At 73.2% G+C, this 16,320-nt stretch carries 16 protein-coding genes; 8 read left to right on the top strand and 8 right to left on the bottom strand.

The window, feature by feature from the left end:
* Positions 1 to 176: 176 nt before the first annotated feature.
* From Q0L15_RS09245 to Q0L15_RS09275, 7 genes are read right to left on the bottom strand one after another with little or no spacing between them, the layout of a single operon-like run.
* Complete coding sequence (locus Q0L15_RS09245; protein WP_296603830.1) at positions 177 to 1,778, bottom strand: AMP-binding protein; 1,602 nt, start codon at positions 1,776 to 1,778, stop codon at positions 177 to 179.
* A complete protein-coding gene (locus Q0L15_RS09250) occupies positions 1,775 to 2,572 on the bottom strand; it encodes an SDR family oxidoreductase (RefSeq protein ID WP_296603831.1) in 798 nt (265 codons plus the stop codon). The genes Q0L15_RS09245 and Q0L15_RS09250 overlap by 4 nt, the downstream gene beginning before the upstream one ends.
* Entirely contained in the window at positions 2,569 to 3,069 is a 501-nt protein-coding gene (locus Q0L15_RS09255) for a nuclear transport factor 2 family protein (protein WP_296603832.1), read from the bottom strand. The genes Q0L15_RS09250 and Q0L15_RS09255 overlap by 4 nt, the downstream gene beginning before the upstream one ends.
* A complete protein-coding gene (locus Q0L15_RS09260) occupies positions 3,066 to 3,944 on the bottom strand; it encodes an LLM class F420-dependent oxidoreductase (RefSeq protein ID WP_296603834.1) in 879 nt (292 codons plus the stop codon). The genes Q0L15_RS09255 and Q0L15_RS09260 overlap by 4 nt, the downstream gene beginning before the upstream one ends.
* Positions 3,941 to 4,738 (bottom strand): SDR family NAD(P)-dependent oxidoreductase, encoded by a 798-nt coding sequence (locus Q0L15_RS09265; RefSeq protein WP_296603836.1) that lies wholly within the window; start codon positions 4,736 to 4,738, stop codon positions 3,941 to 3,943. The genes Q0L15_RS09260 and Q0L15_RS09265 overlap by 4 nt, the downstream gene beginning before the upstream one ends.
* A complete protein-coding gene (locus tag Q0L15_RS09270; RefSeq protein ID WP_296603837.1) occupies positions 4,735 to 5,049 on the bottom strand; it encodes a hypothetical protein in 315 nt (104 codons plus the stop codon). The genes Q0L15_RS09265 and Q0L15_RS09270 overlap by 4 nt, the downstream gene beginning before the upstream one ends.
* Positions 5,049 to 6,233 carry a Rieske 2Fe-2S domain-containing protein gene (locus Q0L15_RS09275; RefSeq protein ID WP_296603838.1) on the bottom strand — a complete coding sequence of 395 codons (1,185 nt, stop codon included), beginning with the start codon at positions 6,231 to 6,233 and terminating at the stop codon, positions 5,049 to 5,051. Before Q0L15_RS09275 ends, Q0L15_RS09270 begins: the two co-directional genes overlap by 1 nt.
* A 253-nt stretch (positions 6,234 to 6,486) precedes the next feature.
* Here Q0L15_RS09275 and Q0L15_RS09280 point away from each other — a divergent pair, with 253 nt between their 5' ends.
* Positions 6,487 to 7,293, top strand: coding sequence for an IclR family transcriptional regulator (locus Q0L15_RS09280; protein WP_296603840.1), 807 nt, complete (start codon positions 6,487 to 6,489; stop codon positions 7,291 to 7,293).
* 85 nt (positions 7,294 to 7,378) lie between these two features.
* Here Q0L15_RS09280 and Q0L15_RS09285 read toward each other — a convergent pair whose 3' ends face one another.
* The gene (locus tag Q0L15_RS09285; RefSeq protein WP_296603841.1) at positions 7,379 to 7,951 is read right to left on the bottom strand and encodes a flavin reductase family protein; all 573 of its coding nucleotides are present in this window, start codon (positions 7,949 to 7,951) and stop codon (positions 7,379 to 7,381) included.
* Positions 7,952 to 8,074: 123 nt separating this feature from the next.
* On the opposite strand from Q0L15_RS09285, the gene Q0L15_RS09290 reads away from it, so the two are divergent.
* The 7 genes from Q0L15_RS09290 (at position 8,075) to Q0L15_RS09320 (ending at position 16,291) form a co-directional block, all read left to right on the top strand.
* Positions 8,075 to 8,968 carry an alpha/beta fold hydrolase gene (locus tag Q0L15_RS09290; protein WP_296603843.1) on the top strand — a complete coding sequence of 298 codons (894 nt, stop codon included), beginning with the start codon at positions 8,075 to 8,077 and terminating at the stop codon, positions 8,966 to 8,968.
* Between the two features lie 3 nt (positions 8,969 to 8,971).
* Positions 8,972 to 10,630: an FAD-binding protein gene (locus tag Q0L15_RS09295; RefSeq protein ID WP_296603845.1), complete on the top strand. Its 1,659-nt coding sequence runs from the start codon at positions 8,972 to 8,974 to the stop codon at positions 10,628 to 10,630.
* A 3-nt stretch (positions 10,631 to 10,633) separates the two neighbouring features.
* Positions 10,634 to 11,650, top strand: coding sequence for a ferredoxin--NADP reductase (locus Q0L15_RS09300; RefSeq protein WP_296603846.1), 1,017 nt, complete (start codon positions 10,634 to 10,636; stop codon positions 11,648 to 11,650).
* A gap of 313 nt (positions 11,651 to 11,963) precedes the next feature.
* Positions 11,964 to 13,148, top strand: a complete 1,185-nt coding sequence (locus Q0L15_RS09305; protein WP_296603848.1) for an acyl-CoA dehydrogenase family protein — start codon at positions 11,964 to 11,966, stop codon at positions 13,146 to 13,148.
* 9 nt (positions 13,149 to 13,157) lie between these two features.
* Positions 13,158 to 14,087, top strand: coding sequence for a VOC family protein (locus Q0L15_RS09310; protein ID WP_296603849.1), 930 nt, complete (start codon positions 13,158 to 13,160; stop codon positions 14,085 to 14,087).
* A 3-nt stretch (positions 14,088 to 14,090) separates the two neighbouring features.
* The gene (locus Q0L15_RS09315) at positions 14,091 to 15,527 is read left to right on the top strand and encodes an FAD-dependent oxidoreductase (RefSeq protein ID WP_296603851.1); all 1,437 of its coding nucleotides are present in this window, start codon (positions 14,091 to 14,093) and stop codon (positions 15,525 to 15,527) included.
* Positions 15,524 to 16,291, top strand: coding sequence for an SDR family oxidoreductase (locus Q0L15_RS09320; RefSeq protein ID WP_296603853.1), 768 nt, complete (start codon positions 15,524 to 15,526; stop codon positions 16,289 to 16,291). The genes Q0L15_RS09315 and Q0L15_RS09320 overlap by 4 nt, the downstream gene beginning before the upstream one ends.
* The last annotated feature ends 29 nt before the right edge of the window (positions 16,292 to 16,320 follow it).

Genomic DNA, 16,320 nt, shown 5'->3' on the forward strand with positions numbered 1-16,320 from the left:
CACACCGGCACCCGCCGGATCCCCAGCACGCCCCGGACCGCCCAGCACCCAGAGGATCCGCTGCGGCCGATGGTCATCGAGCTCTATCACTCACCCATCGACATCCACATCGACCCCGACCACCCCCACGCAGCCTGACCACGCCGCCGCGTGGATCGACCGCCAGGCGCGCCCCGTCAGTCCGGCAGCCGGTAGCCGTACGACGTCCCCTCGCGGCGCCACACGTCCGCGCCGAGCGCGGTGTCGACGTCGCGCTTGACCACCTTGCTCGTGGCGGTGCGGGGGAGGGCGTCGACCACGCGCAGGTGGCGCGGCACCCACTTGGTGCCGAGGTCGGGCTGGGCGGCCAGGAACGCGGTGAACGCGTCGGGGTCGAAGGACGCACCGGGCACCAGCTCGGCCACCGCGAGCACCGCGTCGCCGACGACGTCGTCAGGGACGGCGAGCACGGCCACCGCCGCGAACGCCGGGAAGCGGGCCAGCAGCCGCTCGACGGGCGCCGTGGCGATGTTCTCGCCGTCCACCCGCAGCCAGTCGCCCGAGCGGCCGGCGAAGTAGAAGAACCCCTGCTCGTCGCGGTAGGCCAGGTCGCCGGACCACACCCACCCGTGGCGCAGCCGCGCGGCCTCGGCCTCGGGGTTGTTCCAGTAGCCCTCGAAGAGCGAGGCGCCGGTGAGGTTGACGATCTCGCCGACCGCCTCGTCGGCGTTGAGGAGCAGTCCCGCCTCGTCGAAGCGGGCCCGGGGGCACTCCTCGAGCGTCTCCGGGTCCAGCACGACCGTGCCCTCCGGCGCGACCCCCAGCGACCCCGGCGGGGTGTCCGGGGTGCGGTTGACCCGGATCTCGCCCTCGCTGGACCCGAAGGAGTCGATCACCTCGCAGCCGAAGCGGCGGGAGAACGCCGCGATGTCGCGCTCGGAGGCCTCGTTGCCGAACGCGATCCGCAGCGGGTTGTCGGCGTCGTCGGGTCGCTCGGGAGTGGCCAGTACGTAGTTGAGCGGCTTGCCGACGTAGTTGAAGAACGTGACGCCGTAGCGGCGCACGTCGGGGAGCCAGCCGGACGCCGAGAAGCGGCGCCGCAGCACGATCGTGCCACCGGTGCGCACCGCCGGCGCGATGCCGGCCATGATCGCGTTGGAGTGGAACATCGGCATCACGACGTAGAAGACGTCGGCGGCGGTGAGCGACCGGCGCTCCGCCTGCTGGGCGGCGATCCGGCCGAGTCGCGCCTGGGTGCAGATCACCGCCTTGGGCGCCGAGGTGGTGCCGCTGGTGAAGACCAGCGAGTACGGCGTGCTCGGGGCGACCGCGTCGACCCGGTCGAGGTCGAGAGGGCTGACGGCGGCCAGGCGGCCGGCGTACGACGGGTCGTCGACGCGCAGCACGCGCTCGCCGGGCACGCCGGTCTCGAGCCCCTCCAGCAGCGAGCGGCGGCTGTCGTCGACGACGAGCAGCTGGCACTCGGTGAACGTGATGTCGCGAGCCAGGTCCGGGCCGCGCCGCGTCGGGTTGATGCCGACGACGGTCGCCCCGGCCAGGGCTGCCGCGCACAGCCAGAACAGGTGCTCGGCGGTGTTCTCCAGCGCCAGACCGACGTGCCAGGGGCCTTCGACGCGCACCTCCTCGAGCAGACCGGCGCGGAGCCGGGCCTCGGCCACCACCTCGCTCCAGGTCCAGCAACGGTCCTCGAACCACAGCCCGGGGGCGTCGTCGTCGGCGCGCGCCGCGACCAGCCGGCCGAAGGTCGGGTGGACCTCCGGGCTCACAGCCGGGCTCACGGCAGCTCCGGCTGCCAGGCCACGCCGTTGATGTGGGCGCCGCCGTCGACGAAGAGGGTGTTGCCGGTCAGGTAGCGGCAGTCGTCGCTGGCGAGGAACACCGCGACCGGCGCGATGTCGGTGAGCGGGTCGCCGATCCGGCCCATCGGGTTGCCCCGGTCGGCGGCGGCCTCCAGCTCGGGGTGCTCGCCCATCACCCGTCGGAACGCGGCGCTCTTGGCGCCCGGGCACATCGCGTTGACGACGACGCCCGTCGGCGCCCACTCGCGGGCGGCGGTGCGCGTCAGCGTGCGCAGCGCCTCCTTGGTGGCGTTGTAGTCGAGGCTGCCGACGTGGGCGTTGACGCCGCTGAGGCTGGTCATGTTCACGACCCTTCCCCATCCGCGCTTCTTCATGTGCGGGAAGGCCGCCTGCATCGCCCACAGCGGACCCTTGAAGCCGACGGCGAGGGCCGAGTCGACCATCGCGTCGGTCTTGTCCTCGACCCGGCACATCGTCGAGGCGCCCCACGCGTTGTTGACCAGGACGTCGACCGACCCGTAGGCGTCCACGGCGGCGGCGACCATCGCCTCGACCTGGGGGCGGGCGCTGACGTCGGTGCGCACGAAGAGGCCATCGACCTCGGCGGCGACCGCGCGACCCTTCTCCTCGTTCAGCTCGGCCACGACGACGCGGGCCCCCTCGGCGGCGTACGCACGCGCGACAGCCGCCCCGATGCCGTCGCCGGCGCCGGTCACGACGGCGACCCGTCCGGCCAGCCGGCCGGTCAGGCCGCCGGCCGAGCCGCCGGTCACGGACGCTCCCCGCGCGCGCCGGCGGCCAGCAGCGCGGGCGACTCCGTCCGCCCGTCCAGGACCCGGCTGGTGCGGACGGTGGCCCGCCAGCCGTCCGGGGTACGCCGCAGCTGCCAGTGGTTCGCGGTCGCCCGGCGGACCTGGAAGCCCTCCTCGCCGTGCACGACCATGAGCGAGTGGCAGATCGCGACCGCCTCGTCGCCGTGGACCGTGATCCGGACCGGGCCGAGGAAGTGCGCGCAGCCGCCCGCGATCCAGGCCTGGTGATGACGCGACTCGACCATCCTGCGGATGGCGTCGCCACCGTCGAGGTAGACCTCGTCGACGTCGTAGACGCCGTCCTCGGTCCACAGCGCCGCGACGTCGTCGGCCGCGCCGGCGTCCACGAGGGGGCCGTAGGCGGCGATCAGGTCGGCGATCTCGCGCTCGTCCTCGAGCCGGCGCAGCCGCCGCTCGAGGACCTGCAGACGCTCGTCCAGGTCGGCAGGGATGCTCATCCGATCTCCTCCCCGAGGGCGGCCAGCGCCTCGAGCTGCTCCTCGTAGTGGGCGGCGGACTCCGCCTGCACCGCGGTGCTGACCAGGGTCGCACCGGCGTCCAGCACCCGGCGGATCCGCTCGGCGGTGGCGGCGGCGTCGCTCAGCGGGTCGAGCGGTCGCCCGGCCGAGAGCACGACCTCGAATCCGTCGGGGGTCTCCACCGAGCCGAGCATCTCGGTCAGCGCGGTGAGCCCGAGCCCGAACGGGACCCAGCCCGTCCCGAGCTCGACCGCGCGGCGCAGCGACCGGGGGGTGCGCCCGCCGATCCAGAGCGGGACCTCCGTGCGTGGTGCGTGCGGCTCCACGACGAGGTCGTCGAAGGAGAAGTGCGGGCCGTCGTACGACGGCGTCCGGCGGCCCCAGGCCGCCCGCAGCGCCGCGAGCGCGTCGTCGGCGACGGCGCCGCGGCCCTCGAACGTCGCCCCGAGCAGCTCGAACTCCTCCTGCAGGGAGCCGACCCCGAGGCCGAGGACGACCCGGCCGCCGCTGAGGAGGTCGAGCGTGCCGTAGCGCTTCGCGATCTGCAGGGGATGGTGGTACCCGAGCACGAGCACCTGGGTGGCCAGCCGGATCCGCTCGGTCTGCGCGGCCAGGAAGCCGAGTGTCGCCAGGGGGTCCCAGTACGTCGCGCCGCGCTCGGCGGCGATCGCGGTGGGGACGGCGACGTGCTCGCTGCAGGTGAGGTGGTGGAAGCCGAGCCGGTCGGCGGTCCGGGCGATCGCCGCCAGCTCGGTGACAGAGGCACCGCCCTCCCAGCCGCTGTGGGCGCCGGGGTTCGCGGTGACGATGGGGCTGACGATGCCGATCGGCAGGCCCGGGGTGGACGCGCTCATGCCGAGGCCGGCGGCAGCATCTTCTTCATGGCCTCGTGCGCCCCGAGGACCAGGCGGCTGCGGTCGGTGCCGCTGCGCATCTCGACGGCGCGCTCGTTGCCGGCCGCCACCTGGACCGGTCCGTCGCCGAGGGCGGCCAGCGCCTGGCGGGCCACGTCGTCGGGCTCGGAGACGTGCACGCCGGGGATGTCCATCGACAGCCCGGCGCGGGCCATCGCGGGGGTGCGGGTGACGCCGAGGACGAACTCGAGGACGTCGACGTCGTGCTCGCGCATCTCCAGCCACAGGCCCTCGGCGAAGACACGGCAGAACGCCTTGACCGCGGAGTAGATCGAGATCTGTGCCTGGCCCATGAAGCCGGCCAGCGAGCCGACCAGCAGCAGGCCGCCGCGGCGGCGCTGCCTCATCGGCTCGCCGAAGAGCCGCACCAGGGCGAGCTGGGCGGTGATGTTGAGGTCGATGACCTGCTGGAACCGGTCGGGGTCGCCGGTCACGAACTCGTGGCCGTAGGTGTTGGCGCCGGCGTTGAACACCAGCAGGCCCACCTCGAGGTCGGCGGTGACCTCGGCGATCTGCTCGACGGCGTCCGCGGCGGTGAGGTCGACCGCGAGGGTGCGGACCTCGGCGCCGAGCGCGCGGGCGGCGGCCGCGGTCTCCTCGAGCGGTCCGGGCTTGCGGGCCAGCAGCACCAGGTTCAGCCCGGCCTCGGCGAGCTGGGTGGCGAAGGACGCGCCGACGCCCTCGGAGCCGCCGGCGATCACCGCCCAGGGTCCGTGCCGTTCGACGTCGATCATGGGTGGCTCACCTCGGGGTGGTCGGGGTTGGTCGGCAGCGGGGCACCGTCCTGCACGGGCAGCTCGCCGCGGACGGCGGCCTGCCGGAGGCTCTCCCGCAGGGCCTGGCAGCCGGGGAAGGCCCCACCGTTGGGTCCGGGCCGGGGTCCGGAGGCGCGGCGCTCGAGGCAGCGGTCGACGGCGTCGGCGTGCCACTGCACGCTGGTCTGCTCCCAGCTGCTCTTGCGGGCCTCGACGCCGGCGCCACAGGTGCCGCAGGACACCGGCGTCATCGGCCCGTCGTCGAGCCGGTTGTCGGCGCGGACCGCCATCAGACCGGGCTGGACTCGGCGCGCTTGCGGGCGAGGTTCTCCTCGACCTCGGCGCGCCAGGCCTCGTTGGGCCGCGTGGTGTCGATCTCGAACTCGAACCGCTCGGTCATCTCGGGCGTCACGTCGGCGACGTCGACGTAGAACTGCTCGTACCAGCGGCGCAGCTGGTAGACCGGGCCGTCCTCCTCGCACAGCAGCGGGTTGTCGATGCGCGCCTTGTTCTTCCAGATCGCGACGTCCTGCTCGAAGCCGAGCCGGATGAAGTCGCCCTGCTTGCGCGCCATCGCCTCGGCCTGGGCGTCGTCGACGCCGGGCTGCTTCTTCACGATCACGCCGTACTGCAGCACGAAGGAGTTGCTGTCGATCGGGTAGTGGCAGTTGATCAGCACGCTGGGGACGTCACCGTCGTCGTAGTGGTAGGTGAGGTCGTCGATCATGAACGACGGCCCGTGGTAGGAGGCCACCGAGGAGTTGCCGAGCACGGCCGGTGCACCGCTCGCGGCGCGCGTCGGGCGGATGTCCTCACGCCCGACGCCCTTCATGTACTGCGTGGCGGTGTGGCCCTCGAAGACGTTGGAGAAGAACGTCGGGAACGAGTAGTGCACGTAGAAGAAGTGCGCCATGTCCACGACGTTGTCGACGATCTCGCGGCAGTTGGCGCCCTCGATCGTCGTGGAGTACCAGACCCAGTCGGTCCACTCGGGGTCGCCGTACCCCTCGATGCGCGGGATCACCACGTCCGCCGGGGGCGGGTTGCCCTCGGGGTCGTTCCACACGAAGAGCATCCCGTCCTGGACCAGGGTCGGCCAGGCCTGGGTGCGTGCGCGGAGCGGGACGCGCCGCGCGTAGGGGATCTGCTTGCAGCGGCCGTCGCCACCCCAGCGCCAGTCGTGGAAGGGGCAGGCGATCTCGTTGCCCTTGACCGTGCCCTGGGACAGGTCGCCGCCCATGTGGCGGCAGTAGGCGTCGAGCACGCTGACCTGACCGTCCGCGCCGGCGAAGACGACCAGCTTCTGGCCGAACGCCGTGACCTGGTGGGGCTGACCGTCTCGGAAGTCCCGCTCGAGACCGAGGCAGTGCCAGCCTCGGGCGAACCGGGTGGGGGCGGCCTCCGCCTCGATCTGGCGGACCTCGTCGGCGTGACGGTCGGTGTGATCGTCGGTGTGGTCCTGGTGGATGCTCATCTGATCCTCCGTTCCTGCGCGTCCGGGCAGATGCCGGGTGGCGGCGGCTGGTGGCGAGAGTGCGAGTCTCGGCCGCTCGCCCGCGCGTCGAGCACCGCGGTCCCACTCACCGGAAGGCTCGGCGGCCTCGGGCGATGCGGTCGACCCGACCCAGAATGAATTTCAGTTTTCTCTTCCGTCGGTGCGATCCGGACGCTACTGTGGCGACCGTCACCGTGCCTAGAATTCATTTCAGTTTCGTCGGAGGATGCAGATGACCGTCGCCCGCGCCGAAGCCCCCGAGCGCCGCGAGCTCCCGCCGTCGATGGTCGAGCGGATGACGCTCATCCTCGACGCCTTCCCGAGCCGGACCGTGCGCCTCACCCTCGAGGACGTCGCCCGCGTGACGCACCTGCCGCGCTCGACGGCCCACCGCATCCTCGACCAGCTGCTCAAGCTCGACTGGCTCGAGCACTCCAGCTTCGGCTACAGCCTGGGCTCGCGAGCGCTGCAGCTCGGTGGCGCCGCCAGCGACACCTCCGAGCTCCGCGCGGTCGCCTCGACCCACCTGCACTCGCTGATGCTGCGCACCGGCCTGACCGTGCACCTCGCCGTCCTCGACGAGGGGCGCGTGCACTACCTGGACAAGATCGGCGCCCGGTTCGCGACGTCGGTGCCCTCGCGGGTCGGCGGCTACGCCCCGGCGCACTGCACCGCGCTGGGCCGGGCGATGCTCGCGTGGCTGGCGGCCGAGGAGGTCGAGGAGCGGGTCGGCTCCGAGCTGCGCGCGATGACCGGCAAGTCCGTGGCCGACCTGCAGGCGCTGCACCACGAGCTCGGCCGGGTCCGCAGCCGGAACGGCCTGGCCATCGAGCGCAGCGAGTGCTTCGACGACATCGCCTGCGTCGCGGCGGCGATCCACGCGCCCGAGGGCCCGATCGCCGCGATCTCGCTGGTCGGCGACTCCACCACGCCGCTGGAGCGCGTGGCGCCGCTGGTGGTCGACGTGGCCCGCCAGATCTCCCTCGAGCTCTACCCCGACCTCGGCACCCGCCGCGGCCGGACGCTGCGCTCGATCTGACCCGGGGCCCGGGCCGGGGCTCAGCCCCAGCGTTCAGCCCCAGGGTTCAACCCCAGGGTTCAACCCCAGGGTTCAACCCCAGGGTTCAACCCCAGTGCTCGCCCCAGCCCCACAGGTTCGGAGCGATCATCGCGTCGGGGTCGTCGACCCCGAACCGGCCGCGGAAGAACAGCATCGGCCGGTCCTCGCCCGCGTCGGTCTCCAGCTCGAGGACCCGCCCGATGACCACGTCGTGGTCGCCGGCGACGTGGACGTCCTCGACCTGGCCGTGCACCCGCATCAGCACTCCGGAGAGCGACGGGGTGCCCCAGCGCGACAGCGTCCAGTCCAGGTCCTCGTACTTGCGGCCCCGGCTGGAGCCGAACCGCTGGCACAGGTTGTCCTGCTCCTCGGCGAGCACGTGCACCGTGAACCGGCCGGCGCGCCGGATCCGCGGCCACGCGCGGCCCCGGTGGTCGGCGCAGAACAGCACCAGTGGCGGCTCGAGCGAGACCGACGCGAACGACTGGCAGGCGAACCCGACCGGCCCGTCGTCGTACCCCGTCACGATCGTCACGCCGGTCGCGAAGGAGCCCATCGCGCGGCGCATCTCGGCGGGGGTGGGCTCGCTGACCACCACTCGCTCGGCCTGCCGGTCCATCGCCTTGATGTCGCTCATGGTCGCGACCGTACGTCGCCCCCGGGGGCCCGGATCCGCGGCGGTCCCGGTCAGCGGTCGGGGCATTCCCGGTCATCGGGATGCCCGGCGGTCGCCCGGATCCGGCCGACCTAGCGTGACCGCGTGAGTGCCACGACCACACCGCCGGAGCCTGCGGACCTGTCCCACGACGCCACGCTGCGCGAGCTCGCGACCGACGCGGGCGTGCTGCGCTACCACGAGGCCGGCGACCCGGACGGGCCACCGCTGCTGATGCTGCACGGCTCCGGCCCGGGGGTCACCGGCTGGCGCAACTTCGGCGCGAACCTGCCGGTGTTCGCGCCGCACTTCCGGTGCCTGGTCCTGGAGTTCCCCGGCTTCGGGGTCAGCGACCCGACCGACCAGCACCCGATGGCCGCGGCGCTCCCGTCGGTCGACCGCTTCCTCGACGGCCTCGGCCTCGACCGGGTCGACGTGATCGGCAACTCCATGGGCGGCGTCGTCGCGACCAGGTACGCGATCGCCCAGCCCGATCGGGTGCGCCGGATGGTGACCGTCGGCGGCATGGGCCGCGCGATCTTCAGCCCCTCGCCCGGCGAGGGCCTCAACCTGCTCATGGAGTTCACCGAGGCGCCCAGTCGCGAGCGGCTCGTGGAGTGGCTCAACTCGATGGTCTACGACCGCAGCCTGGTCACCGAGGAGCTGATCGAGCAGCGGTGGGCGCAGGCGACCGAGCCGAGCACGCTCGCGGCCGCCCGCCGGATGTACAGCCGGGCCGCGCTCGAGGGGATGGGCAAGGCGGCTGCGGCGTCCTCGGAGCCGCCGTACTGGGCGATGCTCCACCAGGTCCGCGCGCGGACGCTGCTCACCTGGGGCCGCGACGACCGGGTCAGCCCGCTCGACATGGCGCTGGTGCCGATGCGCACCATCCCCGACGCCGAGCTGCACGTGCTGCCCAACTGCGGCCACTGGGCCATGATCGAGCAGAAGTCGGCCTGGGAGGCCGTCGTGCTCGCGTTCTTGACGAGGAAGGACTGAGCGGTGACGAGCACGCAGCAGGGCTGGGACCACGAGGTCGACTTCCTGGTGGTGGGTTCGGGCGGCGGCGGCATGACCGCCGCGCTCGCCGCGCACGACGCCGGCCTGTCCACGCTGGTGGTCGAGAAGGCGAAGATGTACGGCGGCAGCACGGGCATCTCGGGAGGGGGCATCTGGATCCCCAACAACCCGACGCTGCGCGCGGCCGGCCACGACGACAGCCGGGAGTCGATCCGGCGGTACCTCGACGTGCTCACCCAGGGCAAGGTCCCGGCCGAGCGCCTCGACGCCTACGTCGACCACGGGCCGGCGGCCATGGAGCTGCTCGCCCGCAGCAAATGGTGGAAGTGCGCGTGGACCAAGGGCTACGCCGACTACCACCCCGAGTACGACGGCGGCCGACCGCTCGGCCGCTCCGTCGAGCCCAAGCCGTTCGACACCCGCAAGCTCGGCGAGGACGAGCGCTTCCAGCGGCCCAACAGCATGAAGGGCCCGCTGGGGCTGTGGATCACCGCCGCCGACTACCGCGACCTCGCGATGGTCAAGCGCACCTGGCGCGGCCGGTGGAAGTCGGTCGTCGCCGCGTGGCGGGTCTCCTCCAACGTGGTGCGCCGCCGCCACATGGCCACCGGCGGTCGCGCCCTGGTCGCCCGGCTGCGGATGGCGCTCAAGGACGCCGACATCCCGCTGTGGCTGCGCACGCCGATGACCGCGCTGGTCGTCGAGGACGGCCGGGTCGTCGGCATCGAGGTCGAGCGCGACGGCGCCACCCAGCGGATCCGCGGCCGGTACGGCGTGCTGCTCGCCTGCGGCGGGTTCGACCACGACCCCGAGATGCGCCAGGCCTACCTGCCCGAGGGCGGCCGGGCCGACCACAGCCTGGGTGCGCGGGAGAACACCGGCGACGGCATCCTGGAGGGACTGCGGCTGGGCGCCGCCGTCGACTTCATGGACGACGCCTGGTGGATGCCGAGCGTCGAGCACCCCAGCGGCGCGACGATCCCGCTGGTCTCCGAGCGCGCCATCCCCGGCCAGGTCATCGTCTCCACCGACGGCCGCCGGTTCACCAACGAGGCCTCGCCGTACGTGAACTACGTGCACGACCAGCTCGAGGGCAAGCACCTCGAGACGTGGTGCGTGATGGACTCCCGCGCCCGGTCGCGCTACCCGTTCGCGCAGATCCTGCCCGGCGCCCCGTTCCCGAAGTCGTTCTACGAGGCGGGCCTGGTGCACCGCGCCGGCGACCTGCGCGAGCTGGCCCGCGCGATCGGCGTGCACGAGGACAACCTCGTCGCCACCGTCGAGCGGTTCAACTCCTTCGCGCGCACCGGCGTCGACGAGGACTTCGGTCGCGGCGGGTCGGCGTACGACCACTACTACGGCGACCCGAACCTGAAGAACCCCAACCTCGACGTGATCGACAAGGCGCCGTTCTACGCGATCCGCATCGAGATCGGCGACCTCGGCACCAAGGGCGGCCTGGTGTGCGACGAGCACGGCCGGGTGCTGCGCGAGGACGGGTCGGTCATCGAGGGCCTCTACGCCACGGGCAACGCGAGCGCGTCGGTGATGGCCAACGAGTACGCCGGCCCCGGCGCGACCATCGGTCCCTCGATCGTGTTCGGCTACCTCGCCGCACGGCACGCAGCGCAGCAGGGCTGAGCGATGCCCACGGTGCGCGTCGTCGACGTGGTCCGCGAGACCGCCGAGGCCCACACGCTCGTCCTCGAGCCGGTCGACGGAGGCCGCTGGGACTACCGGCCCGGACAGTTCCTCACCCTGCGCGTGCCCAGCGAGCGACCCGGGGGAGCGGCCCGCTGCTACTCGCTGTGCTCCTCGCCGGTCCGCGACGACCGGCTCAGCGTCACGGTCAAGCGGACCCGCGACGGCTACGCCTCCAACTGGCTGTGCGACCACGTGGTCGCCGGCGACGAGCTGGACGTGCTGCCGCCGGCGGGGACGTTCGTGCCCGCCGACCTCGACGCCGACTTCCTGCTCCTGGCCGGCGGCAGCGGCATCACGCCGGTGCTCTCGATCCTCAAGACCGCGCTGCACTCCGGCTCGGGCAGCGTCGTGCTGGTCTACGCCAACCGCGACGAGGCCTCGGTGATCTTCCGGGCCGAGCTGGTGGCCCTGGCCGCGGAGTTCCCCGAGCGGCTGAGCGTCGTGCACTGGCTGGAGTCGGTGCAGGGGCTCCCGACCGCGGCGGGGCTGCGGACGCTGGTGGCGCCGTACGCCGACCGCGAGGCGTTCGTGTGCGGGCCCGGGCCGTTCATGGAGCTGGCTGCCGCGGCGCTGACCGCGGCCGGGGTGCCGCGCGAGCGCGTGCACCAGGAGGTCTTCACCTCCCTGAACGGCGACCCGTTCGCCGAGGTCGCCGTGCCCGTCGCGGACCCCGCGGGTGAGACCACCGAGCTGGTCGTCGAGCTCGACGGCGCCGTCTCCACGCTGGCGTGGCCGGAGGGCGCGAAGCTCCTCGACGTGCTGCTCGCGGCCGGCCTGCCCGCGCCGTTCTCCTGCCGCGAGGGCGCGTGCAGCGCGTGCGCCTGCGTGCTGCAGGAGGGCACGGTCGACCTCGAGCACAACGAGGTCCTCGAGCAGGCCGACCTCGACGACGGGATCATCCTGTCCTGCCAGGCGCGCGCCACCTCGCCGGTCGTCAAGGTCTCCTACGACGCCTGACCCCCAGCTGTGGTCGGCCCCGGGACGTCATACCTCCTGGCGGCTCGGACGCCCACTTCGCATGACCTCCCCGGGGTGGCCCGGCGGAGGTCATCCGAGGTGGCTGCCCGGGCGATCGGGTCGTATGACGTCCGGACGACCAGGCCTCGGCGGACGCCGACCCTCGCGGAGGCGACCCCGACGTGCGGCAGAGGAGCCTGATCCGCCCGCTTCTCCCGCTGACCGGGAGACGGCGCGGCGCCCGTGGCCCGTCCGGTGCGAGCGTGAGGTCACGTCGCTCTCGCGTCGTCCCCAGCGTCGCCCAGGAGGTGCCATGACCAACCCCGCTCTCGCGGCCGTCGAGGAGCGCGCGGAGGAGATCGCCGCGCTCGCCGAGTCCAACGAGCGGCTCGGCCGGCTCGACGACGCGGCCGCCAAGCTGCTCCGCGACACCGGTGTGATCCGCATGCTGCAGCCCGCGAAGTACGGCGGCGCCGAGGCGCACCCGCGCGACTTCGCCGAAACCGTGATGCGCATCGCGTCGCTCGACGGCTCCACCGGGTGGGTGGCCGGCATCGTCGGCGTGCACCCGTGGGAGATGGCCATGTGCGACGCGACCGTCCAGGAGGAGATCTGGGGAGCCGACCACGACACGTGGATCGCCTCGCCGTACGCCCCGATGGGCGTGCTGCGTCCCGTCGACGGCGGCTACATCTTCAACGGACGCTGGCAGTTCTCCTCCGGCACCGACCACTGCCAGTGGATCTTCCTCGGCGCGTTCATGGGCGACGCCGACGGCAACCGCGTGATGCCCCCGCAGAACTACCACGTGATCCTGCCGCGCTCGGACTACGAGATCGTCGAGGACAGCTGGGACGTCGTCGGGCTGCGCGGCACCGGCTCGAAGGACATCGTCGTCAAGGACGCGTTCATCCCCGAGAACCGCGTGGTCGCGTTCAGCAAGTTCCTCGACGGCTCCCAGCCGCGCGAGGCCGGGCTGACCAACCCGACGTACCACATCCCGTTCACGACGGCCTTCCCGCTGGGCATCACCAGCGCGGTCATCGGCATCGCCGAGGGCGCGCTCGCCGCCCACCTGGCCTACCAGAAGACCCGCGTGCAGGTCACCGGCACCAAGGTCACCGACGACCCCTACGTGCTGTCGACGATCGGCGCCGCCGCCGAGGAGATCCGGGCCTCCCGCCTCGCGATGCTCGACAACGTCAGCCGCTTCTACGACGCCGCCGAGGCGGGTCGCGAGGTCACGTTCGCGGACCGGGCGGCGTCGCGGCGTACGCAGGTGGCCGCGGCCTGGCGCGCGGTGCGCGCCATGGACGAGGTCGTCGCGCGCTCGGGCGGCAACGGGCTGCGCATGGACAACCCGATCCAGCGCTTCTGGCGCGACGGCCACATGGGCCTGGCGCACGCCATCCACGTGCCCGGCGCCGTCTTCCATGTCTCGGCGCTCACCGACATCGGCGTGACCCCACCGCCCGGCCCCCTGCTCTCGATGATCTGAGGAGACCTCATGACCGACATCCGTGGACTCGGCTACCTCCGGGTCCAGACGACCGACGTGCCGCGCTGGCGTGAGCTGAGCGTCGACGCACTCGGCCTGGCCGAGGGCACCGGCCCCGACCCCGACGGGCTGTACCTGCGCATGGACGAGCGGTCCGCTCGGCTCATCGTGCTGCCCGGGGACGCCGACCGCGTCCTCGCGGTCGGCTGGGAGGTGCGCGACCAGTTCGCGCTGGCCCGGGTCGGCCGCGCCGTCGAGGCCGCCGGCTTCGGGGTCAAGGAGCTCACCGTGGCCGAGTGCGACGAGCGGCGCGTCGAGGCCGGCATCCTCTTCGAGGACCCGGCCGGTACGCCCGTCGAGGTGTTCTTCGGCCCGGTCCTCGACCACAGCCCGGTGCACACCACCTGGATGCAGCGCTTCGTCACCGGCGAGCAGGGGATGGGCCACGTCGTGCTGCCCACCACCGCCATGGACGAGACCGTCTCGTTCTACACCGAGGTGCTCGGCTTCCTCCCGCGCGGCGCGATCCGCCTCGGCGGCCCGCAGCCGCCGGAGGGGCAGGCGCCGCGCCGCGTGCGCTTCATGGGCGTCAACGAGCGGCACCACAGCCTGGCCGTGTGCCCGGCCCCGCACGGCGAGCCGCCGGGCCTGGTCCACCTCATGATGGAGGTCGACTCGCTCGACGCCGTCGGTCGCGCGCTCGACGCGGTCCACCGGCTCGGCTTCTCGATCTCCTCCACCCTGGGCCGGCACACCAACGACAAGATGGTGTCGTTCTACGTGCGGGCCCCGGGCGGGTGGGACCTCGAGTACGGCTACGAGGGCATGCGGGTCGACGAGGCCTACTACACCGCGGAGGAGATCACCGCGGACTCCTACTGGGGCCACGACTGGTCCGGGTCGGAGCCGCTGGCGGCGTTCTCCCCCCGACAGGGCTGAGCGGTGCCCGGCCCGGTCGCGTGCGACGTGCTGGTCGTCGGCTTCGGCTGCGCCGGCGCGACCGCCGCGATCGAGGCGGCCGAGGCCGGCGCGGAGGTCGTGGTGCTGGAACGCGCCAGCGCTCCCGGCGGCTCCTCGGCGCTCTCGGGCGGTGAGATCTACCTGGGCGGCGGCACGCCGGTCCAGGAGGCGTGCGGGTTCCGTGACTCACCGGCGGCGATGCTCGCCTTCCTCACCGCGGCGCTCGGACCGCACGCCGACGCGGAGAAGCTGCGCCACTACTGCGAGGGCTCCGTCGAGCACTTCGACTGGCTCGTGGCGCACGGCGTGACGTTCAAGCCGAGCCTGTACGACGCGCCGACCTGGATGCCGGCCACCGACGACGGACTGATGTGGCTGGGTGAGAACAGCTGGCCGTTCACCGACGTGGCCGACCCGGCGCCACGCGGCCACCGTGGGCCGGTGCCCTACTACGCCGGCAAGGTCCTGATGGACGCGCTGGTCGCGGCCGCGGCCGCCGCCGGGGTGGTCACCCACACCGACACCCGGGCCACGGAGCTCGTCGTGGAGGACGGCGTCGTCGTCGGCGTCCGAGCCCGGCGGTTCGGCGATGACGTGGAGTACCGCGCGAGCCGAGGGGTCGTGCTGACCACGGGCGGGTTCGTCGACAACGAGCAGATGCTGTCCGAGCACGCGCCCGCGCTGCTCGGGCGGGGCAAGGTCAGTGACGGCCTCGACGACGGCAGCGGCATCGCGATGGCGCTCGAGGTCGGAGCGGCCACGCGGCGCATGCACGCCCACGAGACCGCGTTGACCTATCTCCCGGCGCTCGCCGTGCGGGGGTTGGTGGTCAACGGCCTCGGCCAGCGCTTCGTCAACGAGGACACCTATCCGGGCATCGTCAGCCACCGCGCGGTGGAGGCGCAGCCCCCGCCCTACTGGGTCGTGGTCGACGAGACGGCCTTCGAGGAGGTGCCCGAGCGGGAGCGCTGGGGCGTGCGGCCGACCCACGCGGCCGAGGACCTCGACGAGCTCGGCGCCGAGCTCGGCATGCCCGACGGTGCGCTGAGCGCCACGGTCGCGGCGTACAACCGCGACGCCGAGCGCGGCGAGGACACCTGGTTCCACAAGGACCCGCGGTGGCTGCGGCCGCTGCGGGCGCCGTACGCCGCGATCGACGTCGCGGCCGGCTTCCACCCCGGCGACCGGGACAGCGGCGCCAGCGGCGACGGCGTCGCCGGGTTCACCCTCGGGGGACTGCACACGACGCCCGACGGCGAGGTGCTGACCTGGGCGGGCCGGCCGATCCCGGGCCTGTACGCCGCGGGTCGCTCCACCTCCGGCATCCACGGCGACGGCTACATCAGCGGCACCTCGCTGGGTGACGGCACCTTCTTCGGCAGGCGCGCCGGCCGCGCGGCCGCGGGCGCGTCCCGATGATCCCGGTGGGGGGCCCGCGGGTGGCGGGCCGCTTCGACGGCCGCCGGGTGCTGCTCACCGGTGCCGCGTCCGGCATCGGTCGGGCCACGGCCGTGCGGCTGGTCGCCGAGGGGGCGACGGTCCACGCCGTGGACCGCGACGAGCTGGGTCTCGCCGTGACGGCGGAGCAGTGCACGGGCCCCGGGCGCATCACCACGGCGACGTGCGACGTCACCTCCGAGCCCGACGTCATCGCGACGGTCGCCGGTGCCGCGGCCCGGTCGGGCGGTCTCGACGCGCTCGTGAACGTCGCCGGCATCCACCGCACCACCCCGATCGAGACGCTCCGCGTCGACGACCTGCACCTGCTGTTCGAGGTCAACCTGGTCGGCACCGCCCTGATGTGCCGCGAGGCGGTCGGCCACCTCGCCCGCGGCGGGGCCATCGTCAACGTCGCCTCGAGCGCCGCCGCGCACGGCAACCCCTACATGTCGGCGTACTCCGCCTCCAAGGGCGCGGTGCTGGCGTTCTCGCTGAGCCTGGCCGCCGAGCTGGTCGGCCGCGGGATCCGCGTCGTCCCGGTCTCTCCCGGCACGGTGGCCACGCCGCTGACGGCCGCGGTCACGCCGGGCGACCTCGACTTCGGCTACTTCGCCCGCATCCGCTCGCTGCTGGGCGAGGCCACGCCCGAGCAGGTCGCGGGGGTGATCGCCTTCGCCGCGTCCGACGACGCGTCCTACCTGACCGGCGCGGAGCTGCGCGTCGACGGTGGCTCGCACACCTGACCTCGTCGCACCCGTCCGTCCGACCACCT

This window comes from Nocardioides sp. (assembly GCF_024509035.1).
GTDB lineage: Bacteria > Actinomycetota > Actinomycetes > Propionibacteriales > Nocardioidaceae > Nocardioides.